This window comes from Aeromonas sp. S13(2024) (assembly GCF_041402405.1).
GTDB classification, from domain to species: Bacteria; Pseudomonadota; Gammaproteobacteria; order Enterobacterales; family Aeromonadaceae; genus Aeromonas; species Aeromonas veronii.
Map to the genome: position 1 here is coordinate 37,263 of NZ_JBGLRA010000014.1, position 15,856 is coordinate 53,118.

The window sequence follows — 15,856 nt, forward strand, 5'->3', positions numbered from 1 at the left end:
TGCATTTACGACCCTTTTTTAACGAATTGAAAGCGAATATCCCATGTCCCAACGTTACGATCTGCCCCAACTGCTCGACATCATGGCTCGCCTGCGCGATCCGCAAAACGGCTGCCCCTGGGATCTGAAACAGGACTTCCAGACCATAGTGCCGCACACCCTGGAAGAGGCCTACGAAGTGGCCGATGCCATCGAGACCGAAGATTGGCAGGGGCTGAAAGGGGAGCTGGGGGATTTGCTGTTTCAGGTGGTGTTTTACGCCCAGCTTGGCAAGGAGCGTGGGCTGTTTGACTTTGCCGATATCGTCGATACGGTGAGCGAGAAGCTCATTCGCCGTCATCCCCACGTTTTTTCCGATGCAGACCTTGCCAACGAGCAGGCGGTAAAAGCGAACTGGGAAGCGGAAAAAGCCAAAGAGCGGGCGGCCCTCGACAAAGAGAGCGTGCTGGACGACATCCCGCAGGCGTTGCCTGCCCTGACCCGCGCCGCCAAAATTCAGAAACGCTGCGCCACTGTCGGTTTTGACTGGAAGACGTTAGGGCCTGTGGTGGACAAGATCCACGAAGAGATCGACGAGGTAATGGAAGAGGCATTGATGGCCGATGTGGACGAGGCGCGGGTGAGCGACGAGCTCGGCGATCTGCTGTTTGCCACCGTCAATCTGGTGCGTCATCTGGGCAAGGATCCGGAGCAGGTGCTGCGCGGTGCCAACGCCAAGTTCGAACGTCGTTTTCGTCAGGTTGAGCAGATAATCGCCGCAGAAGGCTTGAAAATGACCGATTGCACCCTCGAAAAGCTCGATGCCGCCTGGGATAAGGCGAAGGAAACCGAGCAAAGTTGATTTGGCGCAAGATGGGGGGGCGGTGAGCCTGATAGATTTTTGCTCATTGTTTGGGAGAGGGGTTTTTGGTATACTGTTTCCCCGTCCTGCTTCATCCCCGAAGCACCCCTTAAAATTCCCTAAACTTCTTTCAGGTTCAGCATGACGACCAAATATATTTTTGTTACTGGTGGCGTTGTTTCATCCCTCGGCAAAGGCATTGCCGCAGCTTCTCTGGCAGCCATTCTGGAAGCCCGTGGTCTGGATGTGACCATCATGAAACTGGACCCGTACATCAACGTGGATCCGGGCACCATGAGCCCGACCCAGCATGGTGAAGTGTTCGTAACCGAGGACGGGGCCGAAACCGATCTGGATTTGGGCCACTACGAGCGTTTCATCCGCACCAAGATGACCCGTCGCAACAACTTTACCACCGGCCGTATCTACGCCGACGTACTGCGTAAAGAGCGTCGTGGTGACTATCTGGGCGCCACCATTCAGGTTATCCCGCACATCACCAACGCCATCAAGGAGCGGGTGATTGCCGGTGCCGAAGGCCATCAGGTTGCCATCGTCGAAGTGGGCGGTACCGTAGGTGACATCGAGTCCCTGCCGTTCCTCGAAGCCATTCGTCAGCTGGCTGCCGAAGTGGGCCGCAACAACGCCATGTTCATGCACCTGACGCTGGTTCCTTACCTGGCTGCTGCCGGTGAAGTGAAGACCAAGCCGACCCAGCACTCCGTTAAAGAGCTGCTCTCCATCGGTATCCAGCCGGATGTGCTGATCTGCCGCTCCGACCGTGCCATTCCGGCCAATGAGCGCGCCAAGATCGCCCTGTTCTGCAACGTGCCCGAGCGCGCCGTCATCTCCATGAAAGACGTCGACTCCATCTACAAGATCCCGGCGCTGCTGAAATCCCAGAACCTGGACTCCTACTTCACCGAGCGTTTCGGTCTGGAGTGCAAAGAGGCTGACTTGTCCGAGTGGGAACAGGTTATCTACGAAGAGGCCAACCCGACTGGTGAAGTAACCATCGGTATGGTCGGCAAGTACGTCTCCCTGCCGGACGCTTACAAGTCCGTCAACGAGGCGCTCAAGCACGGTGGTCTCAAGACCCGTCACTCCGTCAACATCAAGTACATCGACTCTCAGGATATCGAGACCCGTGGCGCCGAGCTGCTGGAAGGTCTGGACGCGATCCTGGTGCCGGGTGGCTTCGGTGAGCGCGGTGTGGAAGGCAAAATTCTGGCTGCCCAGTATGCCCGCGAGAACAAGATCCCCTACTTGGGTATCTGCCTCGGCATGCAGGTTGCCATGATCGAATTCGCTCGCAACGTGGCGGGCATGGAAGGGGCTCACTCCTCCGAATTCAAGAAAGATTGCGCATACCCGGTTGTCGGCCTCATCACCGAGTGGGTGGATGAAGAGGGCAACATCGAGACCCGTACCGAGAAGTCTGATCTGGGCGGTACCATGCGTCTGGGTTCCCAGCTCTGCCACCTGGTCGAAGATTCCAAGGTGCGTCAGATGTACGGCAGCCCGACCATTTACGAGCGTCACCGTCACCGTTACGAAGTAAACAACAAGCTGCTGCCGCAGATTGAAGCGGCAGGTCTGAAAGTGACCGGTCTTTCCGCCGACAAGAAGTTGGTGGAAATCATCGAGATCCCGGATCACCCCTGGTTCGTGGCTGCGCAGTTCCACCCGGAGTTCACCTCTACTCCCCGTGATGGCCACGCTCTGTTCGCCGGTTTTGTGAAGGCGGCAGGCGAGTATCAGAAGCGTAATTTGAAGTAATTGAAAATAAATGCGGTTGGGGCACTGTGCCACAGCCGCTTTTTTTGGCATATTTTTGTTGTTTTTTTACGAAACCTGAGGAAATACACATGTCCAAGATCGTTAAAGTGATCGGTCGTGAAATCATCGACTCCCGTGGTAACCCGACCGTTGAGGCCGAAGTTCACCTGGAAGGTGGTTTTGTTGGTATGGCAGCCGCTCCGTCTGGCGCGTCCACCGGTTCCCGCGAAGCGCTGGAACTGCGTGACGGCGACAAGAGCCGTTTCCTGGGTAAAGGCGTGCTGAAAGCCATCGAAGCCGTAAACGGCCCGATCGCTCAAGCTCTGCTGGGTAAAGATGCCAAGGACCAGGCCACCGTTGACCAGATCATGATCGACCTCGACGGTACCGAGAACAAATCCAAGTTCGGCGCCAACGCCATCCTGGCTGTTTCCCTGGCTAACGCCAAAGCTGCCGCTGCTGCCAAAGGCATGCCGCTGTACGCCCACATCGCCGAGCTGAACGGCACCCCGGGTGTTTACTCCATGCCGCTGCCGATGATGAACATCATCAACGGTGGTGAGCACGCCGACAACAACGTCGACATCCAGGAGTTCATGATCCAGCCGGTTGGCGCCAAGACCCTGAAAGAAGCCGTTCGCATGGGCGCAGAAGTGTTCCACAACCTGGCCAAAGTGCTGAAGTCCAAGGGCTACAACACTGCAGTTGGTGACGAAGGTGGTTTCGCTCCGAACCTGAAATCCAACGCCGAAGCGCTGGAAGTTATCGCTGAAGCCGTTGCCGCTGCCGGTTACAAACTGGGCACCGACATCACCCTGGCTATGGACTGCGCTGCTTCCGAGTTCTACGACGCAGAGAAGAAAGAGTACAACCTGAAAGGCGAAGGTCGTGTCTTCACCTCCAACGGTTTCTCCGACTTCCTGGCTGACCTGACCACCAAGTTCCCGATCGTCTCCATCGAAGATGGCCTGGACGAATCTGACTGGGAAGGTTTCGCCTACCAGACTGCTGAACTGGGCAAGAAAATCCAGATCGTGGGTGACGACCTGTTCGTAACCAACACCAAGATCCTGAAGCGCGGTATCGACAACGGCATCGCCAACTCCATCCTGATCAAGTTCAACCAGATCGGTTCCCTGACCGAAACTCTGGCTGCCATCAAGATGGCCAAAGACGCTGGCTACACTGCCGTCATCTCCCACCGCTCCGGTGAGACCGAAGACGCGACCATCGCCGACCTGGCTGTTGGTACCGCTGCTGGCCAGATCAAGACCGGTTCCATGAGCCGTTCTGACCGTGTTGCCAAGTACAACCAGCTGATCCGTATCGAAGAAGCTCTGGGTGCCAAAGCTCCTTTCCGCGGTCTGAAAGAAGTTAAAAACCAGGCTTAATTTTGCTGGTTTGCCAGCCTCGGCTGGAATGAAAAAAACCGGAACCCTTGGGTTCCGGTTTTTTTATGCCTGAGCCTTGCCACAATGGCCTGAGAGGTGAGGGGGCTGTGGCTCTGGTCTCGGGTCAGACAAAGGGGGGCGTGCGCTGATAGCGCCCTGCATGCGCCTTGAAGCCCAGTTTTTCAAACAGGGCGATAGAGCGGACGTTATCTGCATCGATATCTGCGGTGAGGCAGGTGACTCCCAGTTTGCTGGCATGGGCGAACAGCAATCCCAGCGCTTCCGACATAAACCCTCTGCGCCAATAGGCCGCATTGAGCAGGCAACCCACTTCGCAGCAGCGGCCCGCCTCACTGAAACTGTGCAGGCCGCAGGTGCCGATCACCTTATTGCTCTTCCGCTCGACAATCGCCCACTCCAGCGACTCCCCCGTTTGCTCCAGCCGCACCACGCTCGCCATCAACTGCGCCACCATGGTGGGAGAGGTAAAGCAGGAATCAGAGGCAAACTCCATGGTCAGCGGATTGCCATAAATCTCGAACAGATCGGCAGCATCCTGCGGGCCAATGGTGCGCAGCACAATCCGAGTGCCGGTTAAGTCAGGCTTCATAAATCTCCTTGAGGAGTGTTACACCAGCAAAGCTACAGGTGGATAAATAGTCCGTATAAAAGTTGGTCTCTAAAGACAATTGGTACTATCAAGAAATATTGTTATCGCGAGCGTCCGATTACGCTTCGCTAATCGAACCAACGGGCTACCACAACACTCAATTTGAAAGCCGTAAACACTAAACTAAACCAAAAACAAAAGTGCCAATCGTATGGAATCACTCTCTAATTGTTTGTTAGGCATATCAAAGCGCACACCTTTCTACATAATGATCATGCTTCATTTTATCTTTTTTTAATTGATATGCATCTGGTAAGTCAATCATTTGGTAAACAGCAATCTCGGAGTTGATATATTGTCTAACGTAATGATCTAACTCAATTGGAGATTTGCAGCCTATGATAATTTCTTTAACCAATGATTTATTGAACTTCTTGATACCATACCCATCAGTTACAACTCGAAATTCCTTTTCGTACGCCCAAGAGGTCGCCTTGCTAAAAAACACGGCTTTATAAAAATCTTCAACTGTCTGTGAGTAATACTTAAATTCAGGGACGTCGTCACTATATTCGACTGGTCCCTTGGCATTAGAATCCTCTATCGTATCCAAGATTTCATTATCAAACCCTATGCAAAAACCTGTATGAGATTTTGCATAGTGTGACCACATCAAATAGTTTTCAGATTCTGTAGTAAAACAAACTATTCCTGCAGCATTTAAAAGGTTGTGACGTGTTTGATAACCAGTGTACCATTTGCTCTTTTCGTCAATAGAGCTATACCAACTCTCAAAATCACGAATAGATTTTGAGGGGTTATCAAAAAAGTAGCGTTCCTGAATCGTCTTTTTATCTGCTTCAAAGTTATATTTAACTTTGAACTCTGATGGATCATTAAAAGTTCTAGGATTACTTGCCATTATACTCCCATCATTAACAAAAAATTCTAGTAACTTAATCGACTCTTCTGGACTGCTTGTCCCAATATATTTATAAATCATTATGAATATCTCCAAATATGCCTAACTCTTAGCTAAGAGTCGTAAAATTCTTGGCTAGAATTAGCGAAGAAGAATGAGCGCAAGCCAAGCGTTTTATGTTCTTTTGAACTACTTGTTAGAACCCGATTTCTCCGCGATAGCCATTTTCCCACCTTTGAATTGGATATTTGTACCAGATACACCTTTAAGAACTATCTCATAGGGGTGATCTATTTTTTTCTCCCTTTCAGAATGGTTTGTCATTAGCATACGGATAAATTCTATATCGTGCGCTGTTAATGAACCTGACTGCTTAGAGTTTTCAACGTACTCCATTGCTGAATTTTGTTTTTTCAGGTCTTCTTTTATAGCAAGAAGGACTGACGTTCTCGAATTTGAAGCACGGAAAATATAAATAATAAAACCAGCAAGACTCACATAAAGGCCTGACAATGAGATTGCACCATACTGAGAAATGTCAGCTCCTTTTAGTAGATATAACGCGATCAATCCAAAGTTAACAATTACAAATAGATTGATCATTACACTTTTCAACAAGCCAGCACTTTTTCTCTCTTGTTCTACTGTATGATAAAGTTCTCTCTCAACAGACTCCCTTCTATGAATGAGGTGATTTTCTCGTTTTGAAGCAGCAAAGTCTTCATCTGACTTTGAAGATAGAAAATTATCAATTCGCTCGTTAACACGACTCTCTAATTGTTCAAATAACTGCTTTTCGATAACGCCAGTATCTTTCAACTGCTTATTTATCATTGTCTCAAGGTGTTCAGATAAATAAGCGGAAACTTCCTGATCTATGAGCTTAGATGCATTCTTTAGGAGGTCACTTGATAGTTCTTTTCTAAGTTTAACTACCTCTTTTTCAAGTATCTTTAGTCGATCTCTATCTTCAATATCCCTACCTGAATCTTCAGAGTAAAATAGCTTTCTTCTCTCAATAATCCTGAGCATAGGTAAAGCAATGAGGACACTAACGACTCCCGATAATGCACCTGTGAATATTTCATTATTCCCATTAAGTAGGACATCTAAAATGCCAATTTCCATTAAATACTCCGTTGCTTTGAAAGGGTTCTAACAGTGATTAGATGGAAGGCGGTACTAACGCGTTAGTAGTGTCTTCTATCTAATTCCGCGCCGCCCTGATACAAGGCATCAATAATTATATTTTAAATCAATCTATTACTTACTGGTCTCTGAAGCTGAACGCGTTCGCTTGACCTCCTCTTTTTGCTCCAGTATTACGACATTACGACTGTGTATAACAACAGTGATGCGGCAAGCTCTGACATGGCTACCGCCCCTGAATTTCAGCCTCCAGTCTGCTGCGTTTCACCAACGGGATGGGGTTGGCATGGCTCATGGGAGACTCCGACGAGGCAAGTGTTGCCAAATGGCAATATTAACCATGGCGCTGTGGAGAGAAAACTCAATATTTAGAATTTCTGTGCAAGATCAATAAATTAATCAAATCTCAACCACGATTGATGACGCGCCGAGATAGCGTGAACAACCATTCTTGAACTATCTCCATAGAATATTAATGGTCATATCTGGCTTGAACCAGCATAAAACTCTTTGTTATTGTCCGTACTCCCCGCTTAAATAGCTTATTTATCTATAAATCAACAAGATAGCATTATGTGGTGGCGTCGCGGGGGCATCTGCTATCGGGAAGGAGAGTTATGAAGTCTCAGTTCAAAGTGGCGCTGGCCATGTTGGTCCTGTTCGTCGTCCAAGGCTGCACAGCCCCGAATTCATCCACCAAGCGCAATGCACCCGGCCCGGTGCTGACAGTGCATTACGAAAGTGCGCCCCTGATCCCCGTTACCATAGCTGGTGAGCAGTACCAGTTTTTGCTCGATACCGGGGCCAGTATCACCGTTATCGACCGTCGTCTGGCCAGCCGCTTCAAGGCGCTGACCTTAAGCGAATTGCCCAGGGCCTATCAGGCTGATTTTGCCAGTGTGAGCAGCTTTTCGAGCCAGCTGGGCAGCGAGCAGCTTGGCTTTGTTGAGCCGCAGCCCTTCTCGCTGGAGTCGGTCACCATTGATGACAGCGAGCTGTGGGCAACTATTGATCTCGATCTTTTCTCCCAGTCTCTCGGCAGCCGTATCGATGGCATCCTCGGGATCGACACCATCCGCCGTTTCAACTGGGTGTTTGATCGCGACAAGCATCAGCTAACTGCTTTGCTGACGGCACCGTCGGCAGCCACGTTCGAGCGTTGCATCGGCTATGAAGATAGCTACAACCGCTCACCGGCAGTGTATCTGACCCACGGCGAGAGCAGCGTGCGCATGTATCTGGATACCGGGGCCGATCAGAGCTATGCCGACCATGCCTTTATCGACTTTATGGCGAGCCAGAAGGCGATCTCTGGCGAAGATGCGATGCCACGCAAAGGGGTGGATGCCAGCGGTATGGTGGAGGGGCGTGACCATATCCTCACCGGCCTGCACTTTGATGAGCGCCAGCTCGGTGAGCTGCGCGTGTCGGAAAACAGCAATGAGCAGTATGGTCTGGGTCTGGATTTTGTTAACCGCTTCAATCGCTTTGCGATCATGCCCGGGCGGATGATGTTCTGCTACGACGCCGACAGCCTGGCGCGCAAAGTGCTGCCAACCCTGCGCAATATCGGGGTGCGTTTTGATGGCGAGCATCTGCAGATCTACTACAGCGACGAACGGGATCTTGCCCCCTATGGTCTGGCCAATGGCGACATTCTGGAACAGATCAACGGGGTGGCTTATCGTCCCCTCGATATCGACAAGGTGCGTGAACTGCTCAGCACAGGCAAGCCGGGGTCGCTCAAGTTGCGGATTGTGCGGGAAGGAAAACCGCTGGATATCGCTATCTAGTCAAGGTGGGGGGCGGCAAGACGAGCCGCCCCTATGAGCCTCAGCCCTTGGTCGGATTTTCCATGCAGGTGAGGGTTGGCTGGCCGTAACGCTCCAGCGTGGCGTCGTCCCCTTTGGTGAAGAAGGTGAGATTTTGCCCTTCATAGCGGGCACCGCTGGCGCTGGGGGCTTCATAGGCGAGCACTTGTTGCTGCTTGTCGCCCTCGCTCAGGTTGATCACCGCGGCGGGCAGCTTGGCATCGTTATAGAAGTAGGTGGAGAGAGTGACGTTCTTGCCGCACTGGTAGTTGACCGGTGCCGGCACCATCAGCTGGCCGCCGCTGATCTGCAGTTCGGTGATCCGCAGCAGGTAGTTATCCTCCACACACTGGCGCAGATCCTGCCCCTTCCAGCAGTCGTTGCGACCCTTGATCCAGCCGCGCTGCATGGCACGCTCGGTCTTGAGCTGTTCGGGAGAGAGCGCGGCAATCGCCTTGGGGTAGAGGGCCGCCAGTTCGTTATCAAGGGCGGCCAGTTCGGCATCCTTGCAGATCAGAGTTTCGACCGACCCGGAGGCTTTGGTGCAGTCAAAGGAGGGGGTTGCGGCACTGGCCAGCAGAGGGGTAAACAGCAGGGTGGCAAATAAGGTCTTGTTCATCGGATAGATACCAGCAATAAGAGGGAATATCTGCCTACTACAGCACACTCTACAGGGCAATGCAGCAGGGGAGCCGAGCCCACTTGCACTGCTGAATGGCTGCCAAACGGAAAAACCCGACACTCCTGGCCGGAATGTCGGGTTTTTTGTGGCCGCGATAAAGGGGGAGGCGGGTTGCCCGGTCGATCAGGCCAGCGCCAGTTGCTGACTGCGGGCGCGCCACAGCCGCTCGTGGAAGAAGAACACCACGGTATTGATGGCCGGTTCGATCATCGCCATCACGCCGCCGGTGAGCAGCTCGCCGCTCAGCAGGAAGGCAACCCCGAAGGCCACCGAGAAGTGGACCACCGCGAAGCTGCTGGTCTTGGCCTGCAGGCTGTGCTTTGGCTTGAGCTTGTGCCAGCCAAGGTCATGAAAGTAGAAGGCGACCGTGTTGACGGCGGGCTCGATCAGGGCGATCAGGCTGGCGGTCAGCAGTTCACCGGTCAGCAGGTAGGCCACGGTAAAGGCGACACCGAAGTGCAGGATGGCAAAGCTGATGGTCTTTTTCATGATGGCGCTCCCTCTGTTGATGATGAGAGTATCCGCCGAAATGAGATTAAATGAAAACTATTCTCATCTATTGCCGGAATAGAGAGAACCTATCAACGGGCGAGTGGCCGGTGCGGTTCAGTGGTTGCCAATCGCAGCCAAGGCGATAAAGTACAGGTTCTTCACACTTGCCCATGAAAAAGGATCTTTCATGAATATCAATGCCACCCTGCTTGGCCAGTTCATTGCGTTGCTGATGGTCATCGTCGGCGTCATCGCCTGGCGACTGGCGCGCCGCAAGAGCGAGCATCCGGCGCTGATCACCCTTATCTGCTCCCTGCTCTGTCTGTTTCCGCCCTTTGGCCTGCTGGCCCTGTTGCTGGTTGCGCTGAAACAGGATCTGCCTGTTCGTTCATAGGGCTCGCAGGTTCAGGCTGCCGCACACACCGGCCGCACCAATAGCAAAAGCCCCGTGATGGGGCTTTTGCGTTTGAACTCGGTGAGCGCCGTAGGGGCGGGGGATTAATCCTCAGCCTTGTTGAGCCACTCCACCTTGTACTGGGCGCCGGCGCCCTGCGCCAGCTTGGCACAGAGTGGTTTGAGGAAGGCTTCAATCTGCTCGTCCAGCATCCAGGGCGGGCTGATGATCAGCATGCCTGAGCCGTTCATGCCCCAGTTGGCAGTCTGACCGGCCACTTCCAGCTCGGCCACCAGCACGTTACCGAAGTTCTCGCGCTTGATGGCGCGCAGCATGTCGCGGGATTTGTCCGCCTCCTGCCCGAGGATGGGATACCAGAGGGCGTAGATGCCGGTCGCCCAGCGTTTCTGCGCCTTTTTCAGGGTATCGACCACCGCGAAGTAATCTTCTTTGAGCTCATAGGGCGGATCGATCAGCACCAGCCCGCGGCGCGGGGTCGGTGGCAGCAGGGCGATCAGCCCCTCGAAGCCATCACGGTGGTGTACGGCCACGCGGGGGTCGTACCCCATGTTGGCGCGCAGGTCTTCGACCTCGTTGTTGTGCAGCTCCATCAGCGCCAGCTTGTCCTGCTCGCGGGTGAGGCGGCGGGAGAGCTCCGGCGAGCCGGGGTAGTAGTGCAGCTCGCCGTTCTGGTTCATCTCTTCGATAACGCCAAGATAGGGGGCCATGGCAGACCACTGGGCCCGCTCGTCCCACAGGCGGCCGATGCCGTCGGCATACTCGGCCTTTTTCTGGGACCAGTCGCCGCGCAGGTCGTAAAGACCGCCACCGGCATGAGTGTCCAGCACGATGAAGGGTTTCTCCTTCTTCTTGAGGGACTCGATGATCAGGGCCTGAACGGCGTGTTTCAGCACGTCGGCATGGTTGCCGGCGTGAAAGGCGTGGCGGTAGCTCAGCATATTAGATCTCTGAGGGGGCCCTGCTGGGCACCCAGTAACGATAGATAGTTCAACAAATTGCGGCTGTTGCCGCGAAACAGGGAGAGGCTGCGCAGGGTCTGCAACAGGACGCCCTGTTGCAGCCGCTCCAGCTCCAGCTCGTGGGCCAGCATCGACTGATACTGTTGCTCGTCGAGTCGCGTCTTGGCGCTCTGGCGCAGGGCACGCCACGGGGTCAGCACCGCTTCGGTCTGCACCAGCGCCGGTTGCAGGTCGGTGAGATCGACCACGATGCCGAGCTGATCGAGCCGGTGCAGCAGCAGCGCAAGATTGACGTTGCCCCCCTGCTCCTGCACGGTGAGCCAATCCTGGCTGCGCTCACCATAGACTTTGCCGCTCCAGTGCCAGAAGCCGATCGGCGTCGGCAATTCGTGGACCGCGACTCGCTCGCTGGCCATCAGCTGTTCGTCACGCAAAGAAGGCTTGCTCCATGGTTTCCAGCTCTTCGGAGAGGCTCATCCATTCAAGCTCCACCTCTTCCAGCTGCTCCTTTAGGGGGCCCTGGGATTTGAGCAGTTCGGAGAGCTTGGTTTTAGCGCTCTCTTCGTAGATGGCGGGGTCGGCCAGCTGATTTTCGATGTCGGCCAGCTTGCCCTGCAGCTTCTCCATGCTCGCTTCGAGCTTTTCCAGCTTCTGGCGCAGGGGACGGGTTTGTTGGCGGAACTCCGCCTCGCGCCGCTTCTGATCCTTGCGCGCCACCGCCGAGTTGGCAGAGACGGGGCCATCGGCCGGTTTGGCGTTGGCCTCTTTCTCCTGCTCGCCGAGCCACTTGTGATAGTCGTCCAGATCGCCGTCGAACGGCTCGACCCGGCCACCGTGCACCAGATAGAAGTCATCAGTGGTGGTGCGCAGCAGGTGACGGTCGTGGGAGACCACTACCATGGCCCCTTCGAAGCCTTGCAGCGCCATGGTCAGGGCGTGGCGCATCTCCAGATCCAGGTGGTTGGTCGGTTCATCGAGCAGCAGGAGGTTCGGCTTTTGCCAGGTGATCAGCGCCAGTACCAGCCGTGCTTTTTCGCCACCGGAGAAGGGGGCTACCTTGTCGAGCGCCTTGTCACCGTGAAAACCGAAGCTGCCCAGATAGTTGCGCAGCTCCTGCTCGGTCTTGTCCGGCGCGAGGCGGGCCAGATGATCGAGCGGGGAATCGTCGAGACGCAGGGTCTCCAGCTGATGCTGGGCGAAGTAGCCGATGCTCACCCCGGCGCTCACTTCGAGCTTGCCGGAGAGCGGCGGGTTGGAGCCCGACAGCATCTTGATAAAGGTGGACTTGCCGGCGCCGTTGCGACCGAGCAGACCGATACGGGAACCTGGTACCAGATTGAGTTTGATCTTCTCCAGGATCACCTTGTCGCCGTAACCGGCAGAGAGGTTCTCCATGGCGATGAGTGGGGTCGGCAGGGCAGACGGCTCGCGAAACTCGAAGCTGAACTCGGAGTCGGCGTGGGCGGGCAGGATCTTCTCCATCCGCTCCATCGCTTTAAGGCGGCTCTGGGCCTGACGGGCTTTGGAGGCCTTGTAGCGGAAGCGGTCCACATACGCCTGCATGTGGGACATCTCCCGCTGCTGCTTCTCGTACATCGACTGCTGCTGGGCCAGCTGTTCGGCGCGCTGCAGTTCGAAGTCGGAGTAGCCGCCGGTGTATTCGTTGAGCTTGCCGTTCTCGATATGGATGATGCGGCTGATGACCGAATCGAGGAAATCGCGGTCGTGAGAGATGAGCACCAACGTGCCCTGATAGCCCTTGAGCCACTTCTCCAGCCAGATCACCGCATCGAGATCTAGGTGGTTGGTCGGTTCATCCAGCAGCAGCAGATCGGATCGGCAGAGCAGCGCCTGTGCGAGGTTCAGGCGCATACGCCAGCCACCGGAGAAGCTGCGCACCGGCGAGCCGAGTTGCTCGTCGCTGAAACCGAGGCCGTGCAGCAGTTCGGCGGCGCGGGCGCGAATGCTGTAGGCGCCGATGGTATCGAGGCGACCGTGCAGCTCGGCCACCAGCAGACCATTGTCATCCTGTTCTGCTTGCACCAGCTGGGCTTCCAGCGAGCGGAACTCCTTGTCGCCGTCGATCACATACTCGAGGGCGGAGCAGTCCAGCGCCGGGGTCTCCTGCGCGACGCCTGCAATCTGCCAGCCAGCGGGCAGGCTGAAGGTGCCGCTGTCGATGGCCAGCTCGCCCCGTACCAGTGCAAAAAAGGTGGACTTGCCACAGCCGTTTTTACCCACCAGACCCACCTTGTGGCCGGGGTGAATGGTGGCAGAGGCGTTGTCCAGCAGCTTGCGGCCGCCGCGGATCAGTTCGATTTGACTGGCAACTATCATGGGTGGGATCTGCTTGCTCAAAATGGAGGAGAAAAACTGGCGCGGATCTTACGTGAAATGACGCTGATTTGCACTGTAGCGAAGGGCTGGCCACTGGCTGGCGCTGCAAAAACATGCCATAACAGAGAAACCAGTTTGGTTACGGGAGGTTAGCATGCATATCAGGGATATTATGACGACCCGGGTCGCCACCGTTTCAATGGATGATCGACTCAGTGTCATCAAGGATATCTTCGAGCAGGCACACTTTCGCCACCTGCTGGTGCTGGAGGAGGGTGAGCTGGTTGGGGTCATCTCGGATCGGGATCTGTTCCGCGCCATCAGCCCCTATCTCGACTCCGAAGCCGAGATGAGCCGCGATACCGAAACCCTCACCAAGCGGGCCCATCAGATCATGAGCCGCCACCCCGTGACCATCGCCCCCCATCTCACCGTGCGCGATGGCGTCAAGTTGATGCTGGAGAAGGGGGTCTCCTGCCTGCCGGTGCTGGAGAATGGCGCATTGGTCGGCATCATCAGCTGGAAGGATTTTCTCAAGGCGGCGCTGGAGAGTGACGCGCTGGTTTGAGCCAACGCTCATCGCCATCAGCTGACAGAGAACCAACATAGAGAGAGGGGAGCCAAGGCTCCCCTCTCTCTATATTGGCTTTGCCGACAATGCCGGTTTGCACGCCGCCAGCATCCTCACGGCTCGGGCGGCCCTGCGACAAGACAGGAGGGGCCGCTACCGGAGAGGTGCGGCTGCAGGTGGGTACGGATCTCCAGCAGGGTGCGCTGGTACTGCTGGGCATGCTGATCGAGAAACGCGGGGCTGTGCTTGAGGCGCCGCTCCAGGGTATCGACCAGCAGTGCCACCCTGGGAGCGGCCATACCCGCTGGCCAGCAGTGTTGCAGCAGCTCCAGCAGTTGCCAGGCATCGCCCGGCAGGGCGGGGAACTCCTCCAGCAGCTGCAAGCCCGCTTGCAGGGCTGTCTGATACTGGCTGGCCTGCATCGACTTGTGGCGTAGTTGGCGCAGTTCGCTCAGCCGTTGTTCTCTCGCCGTCAGGCGCTGGCCCAGCTCGGCCACCAGATGGTGGAACAGTTGGCGGGTGAGCGGGTGGGGCGCCACCCTGACGCGGTATTGGGTCAGCTGGATCAGGTAGCGCTGGGCGTGGTGGGGCAAACCGCAGAACTGGCTGACCGTAAAGCCGAGCAGCAGGGTGAGGTGGTTGTCGCTCCCCTCATCCGGCTGGTGGTTGGCAATCAGGATCAGCGCCTCGTCGAAGCGGTAATCCAGCCCCAGCATCAACGCTTGCAGCAGCTCATATTCGTGGGGTTGCAGGTGGACGGTGCGCTTGAGGTGCTCCCACTCCTGTTGCAGGGAGCGGATCCGGTTGCTGGAGGGGGCGTGCCACAGCACAGCCAGACTGGCATTGAGCATGAAGCTGTCGATGGCGAGCCGGACGCGCTGCTCGCTGAAGTGGCGCAGGGTCAGGCTGTTGGCCTGCTCCAGCACCTTCTCCTCATCTTGCAGCACCAGCCCGAGTAACATCGCCAGCTGATTCCAGCGCGGCTGATGGGGGCGGATCTGCAGCAGCTCTCCCATGGTCTCCCACGCCGCCAGCCAGTGATGCTGATGCAGCTGGCTGGCGAGTTGCAGCTCCAGCCGGGTGGCCATCGAGACGCTGGCCTGATGGCGCTGCAAGTCGGTCTGGGCGCTCTGCAATTTGCCGAGCCCCAGCATGGCGTAGAAGAGCCCGGCCCTTGGCCAGCTCGCCTGATATTCGTTGGCACAGAGGGCATAGTGCTGGGCGGCAGTGATCCGCTCGGCTGATTGCAGCAGCAGGTAGCCCTTGAGTCGATCCAGCCAGGGGGTCAGCGAGCGATTCTCCCGTTGAAACAGCAGGTCTTCACAGAGGGCGGTAGCCAGTTGCCACTCCCGCAGCAGAATGGGGGCGGCCAGCGTGCGGGTCAGGCTGCTTAACTTCACCAGCTGGCCGAGCACCGCGGTGAGCTGCTGGGTCATGAAGGGGAGGGGCAGATAGAGGGAGAAGTAGAGATCCGAGGGGAGAAACTCCTGCTCGCTCTGATCGGCATCGAGCAGCAGCAATACGCAACCGGGTTGCAGCAGGCCGAGATAGTGCGCTTCGTGCAGCAGCCGGGCTCCGTCAAGATCCTGCTGCTTGTCCTGCTGACAGATGATGGCGTCGAAGGCGTGCTGTTGCAGCAGGGCCAGCAGACCACTGCGCTCGTGGTTTGGATGGCTATGGTAGTGGATCCGGTCGGCGGGCACCCCCTGTTCGGTCAGTTCCCGGGTGATGGCGCTACGGAGCAGGGGATCCTCTTCGAGCAGCAGTATCGTCATGCAGGTACTTCCTGTGAGCAAACCATTAGGTTGATTATGGTAGACCCAAGAGGAACATAGGCACAGCACTCGCTGAGTGAAAAGCTGACAGTAGCCAGCAGTGTGCTGGAAGGCGCACTATG

At 55.8% G+C, this 15,856-nt stretch carries 15 protein-coding genes; 6 read left to right on the forward strand and 9 right to left on the reverse strand.

Features of this window, described 5'->3' with window-relative positions:
• Positions 1–43: 43 nt before the first annotated feature.
• The 3 genes from mazG to eno all read left to right on the forward strand — a co-directional run bounded on the left by mazG (position 44) and on the right by eno (position 4,011).
• Complete coding sequence (gene mazG, locus ACB042_RS16690) at positions 44–841, forward strand: nucleoside triphosphate pyrophosphohydrolase (RefSeq protein WP_042079921.1); 798 nt, start codon at positions 44–46, stop codon at positions 839–841.
• Positions 842–982: 141 nt separating this feature from the next.
• Positions 983–2,620 carry a glutamine hydrolyzing CTP synthase gene (gene pyrG, locus ACB042_RS16695; RefSeq protein WP_005343329.1) on the forward strand — a complete coding sequence of 546 codons (1,638 nt, stop codon included), beginning with the start codon at positions 983–985 and terminating at the stop codon, positions 2,618–2,620.
• An 89-nt stretch (positions 2,621–2,709) separates the two neighbouring features.
• A complete protein-coding gene (eno, locus tag ACB042_RS16700) occupies positions 2,710–4,011 on the forward strand; it encodes a phosphopyruvate hydratase (RefSeq protein WP_005335583.1) in 1,302 nt (433 codons plus the stop codon).
• A gap of 124 nt (positions 4,012–4,135) precedes the next feature.
• Here eno and ACB042_RS16705 read toward each other — a convergent pair whose 3' ends face one another.
• The 3 genes from ACB042_RS16705 to ACB042_RS16715 all read right to left on the reverse strand — a co-directional run bounded on the left by ACB042_RS16705 (position 4,136) and on the right by ACB042_RS16715 (position 6,671).
• Positions 4,136–4,621, reverse strand: a complete 486-nt coding sequence (locus ACB042_RS16705) for a GNAT family N-acetyltransferase (RefSeq protein ID WP_371178755.1) — start codon at positions 4,619–4,621, stop codon at positions 4,136–4,138.
• 244 nt (positions 4,622–4,865) lie between these two features.
• Positions 4,866–5,624, reverse strand: a complete 759-nt coding sequence (locus ACB042_RS16710) for a DUF2971 domain-containing protein (protein ID WP_167571210.1) — start codon at positions 5,622–5,624, stop codon at positions 4,866–4,868.
• 108 nt (positions 5,625–5,732) lie between these two features.
• Positions 5,733–6,671: a hypothetical protein gene (locus tag ACB042_RS16715; protein WP_167571209.1), complete on the reverse strand. Its 939-nt coding sequence runs from the start codon at positions 6,669–6,671 to the stop codon at positions 5,733–5,735.
• Positions 6,672–7,309: 638 nt separating this feature from the next.
• Here ACB042_RS16715 and ACB042_RS16720 point away from each other — a divergent pair.
• The gene (locus tag ACB042_RS16720) at positions 7,310–8,485 is read left to right on the forward strand and encodes an aspartyl protease family protein (RefSeq protein ID WP_371178756.1); all 1,176 of its coding nucleotides are present in this window, start codon (positions 7,310–7,312) and stop codon (positions 8,483–8,485) included.
• Between the two features lie 40 nt (positions 8,486–8,525).
• On the opposite strand, the gene ACB042_RS16725 is transcribed toward ACB042_RS16720, so the two are convergent.
• Both ACB042_RS16725 and ACB042_RS16730 read right to left on the reverse strand, forming a co-directional pair.
• A complete protein-coding gene (locus ACB042_RS16725) occupies positions 8,526–9,122 on the reverse strand; it encodes an MliC family protein (protein WP_371178757.1) in 597 nt (198 codons plus the stop codon).
• Positions 9,123–9,308: 186 nt separating this feature from the next.
• Positions 9,309–9,674, reverse strand: coding sequence for a DUF2061 domain-containing protein (locus ACB042_RS16730; protein ID WP_005343334.1), 366 nt, complete (start codon positions 9,672–9,674; stop codon positions 9,309–9,311).
• Between the two features lie 190 nt (positions 9,675–9,864).
• Here ACB042_RS16730 and ACB042_RS16735 point away from each other — a divergent pair, with 190 nt between their 5' ends.
• Positions 9,865–10,071 carry a hypothetical protein gene (locus tag ACB042_RS16735; RefSeq protein ID WP_021229528.1) on the forward strand — a complete coding sequence of 69 codons (207 nt, stop codon included), beginning with the start codon at positions 9,865–9,867 and terminating at the stop codon, positions 10,069–10,071.
• Between the two features lie 104 nt (positions 10,072–10,175).
• On the opposite strand, the gene ACB042_RS16740 is transcribed toward ACB042_RS16735, so the two are convergent.
• Genes ACB042_RS16740 through ACB042_RS16750 form a run of 3 tightly spaced genes read right to left on the reverse strand, consistent with a single transcriptional unit; the run spans position 10,176 to position 13,388 of the window.
• Positions 10,176–11,030, reverse strand: coding sequence for a 23S rRNA (adenine(2030)-N(6))-methyltransferase RlmJ (locus ACB042_RS16740; protein WP_371178758.1), 855 nt, complete (start codon positions 11,028–11,030; stop codon positions 10,176–10,178).
• On the reverse strand, positions 11,024–11,485 hold the full coding sequence (locus ACB042_RS16745; protein ID WP_005343337.1) for a DUF2390 domain-containing protein: 462 nt from the start codon (positions 11,483–11,485) through the stop codon (positions 11,024–11,026). The genes ACB042_RS16740 and ACB042_RS16745 overlap by 7 nt, the downstream gene beginning before the upstream one ends.
• Positions 11,478–13,388 (reverse strand): ABC transporter ATP-binding protein, encoded by a 1,911-nt coding sequence (locus ACB042_RS16750; RefSeq protein ID WP_258720777.1) that lies wholly within the window; start codon positions 13,386–13,388, stop codon positions 11,478–11,480. Before ACB042_RS16750 ends, ACB042_RS16745 begins: the two co-directional genes overlap by 8 nt.
• A gap of 154 nt (positions 13,389–13,542) precedes the next feature.
• On the opposite strand from ACB042_RS16750, the gene ACB042_RS16755 reads away from it, so the two are divergent.
• Positions 13,543–13,956 (forward strand): CBS domain-containing protein, encoded by a 414-nt coding sequence (locus ACB042_RS16755; RefSeq protein WP_021229522.1) that lies wholly within the window; start codon positions 13,543–13,545, stop codon positions 13,954–13,956.
• A gap of 116 nt (positions 13,957–14,072) precedes the next feature.
• Here the strand turns inward: ACB042_RS16755 and ACB042_RS16760 are convergent, their stop codons facing one another.
• A complete protein-coding gene (locus ACB042_RS16760) occupies positions 14,073–15,734 on the reverse strand; it encodes a hypothetical protein (RefSeq protein ID WP_371178759.1) in 1,662 nt (553 codons plus the stop codon).
• Positions 15,735–15,856: the final 122 nt, after the last annotated feature.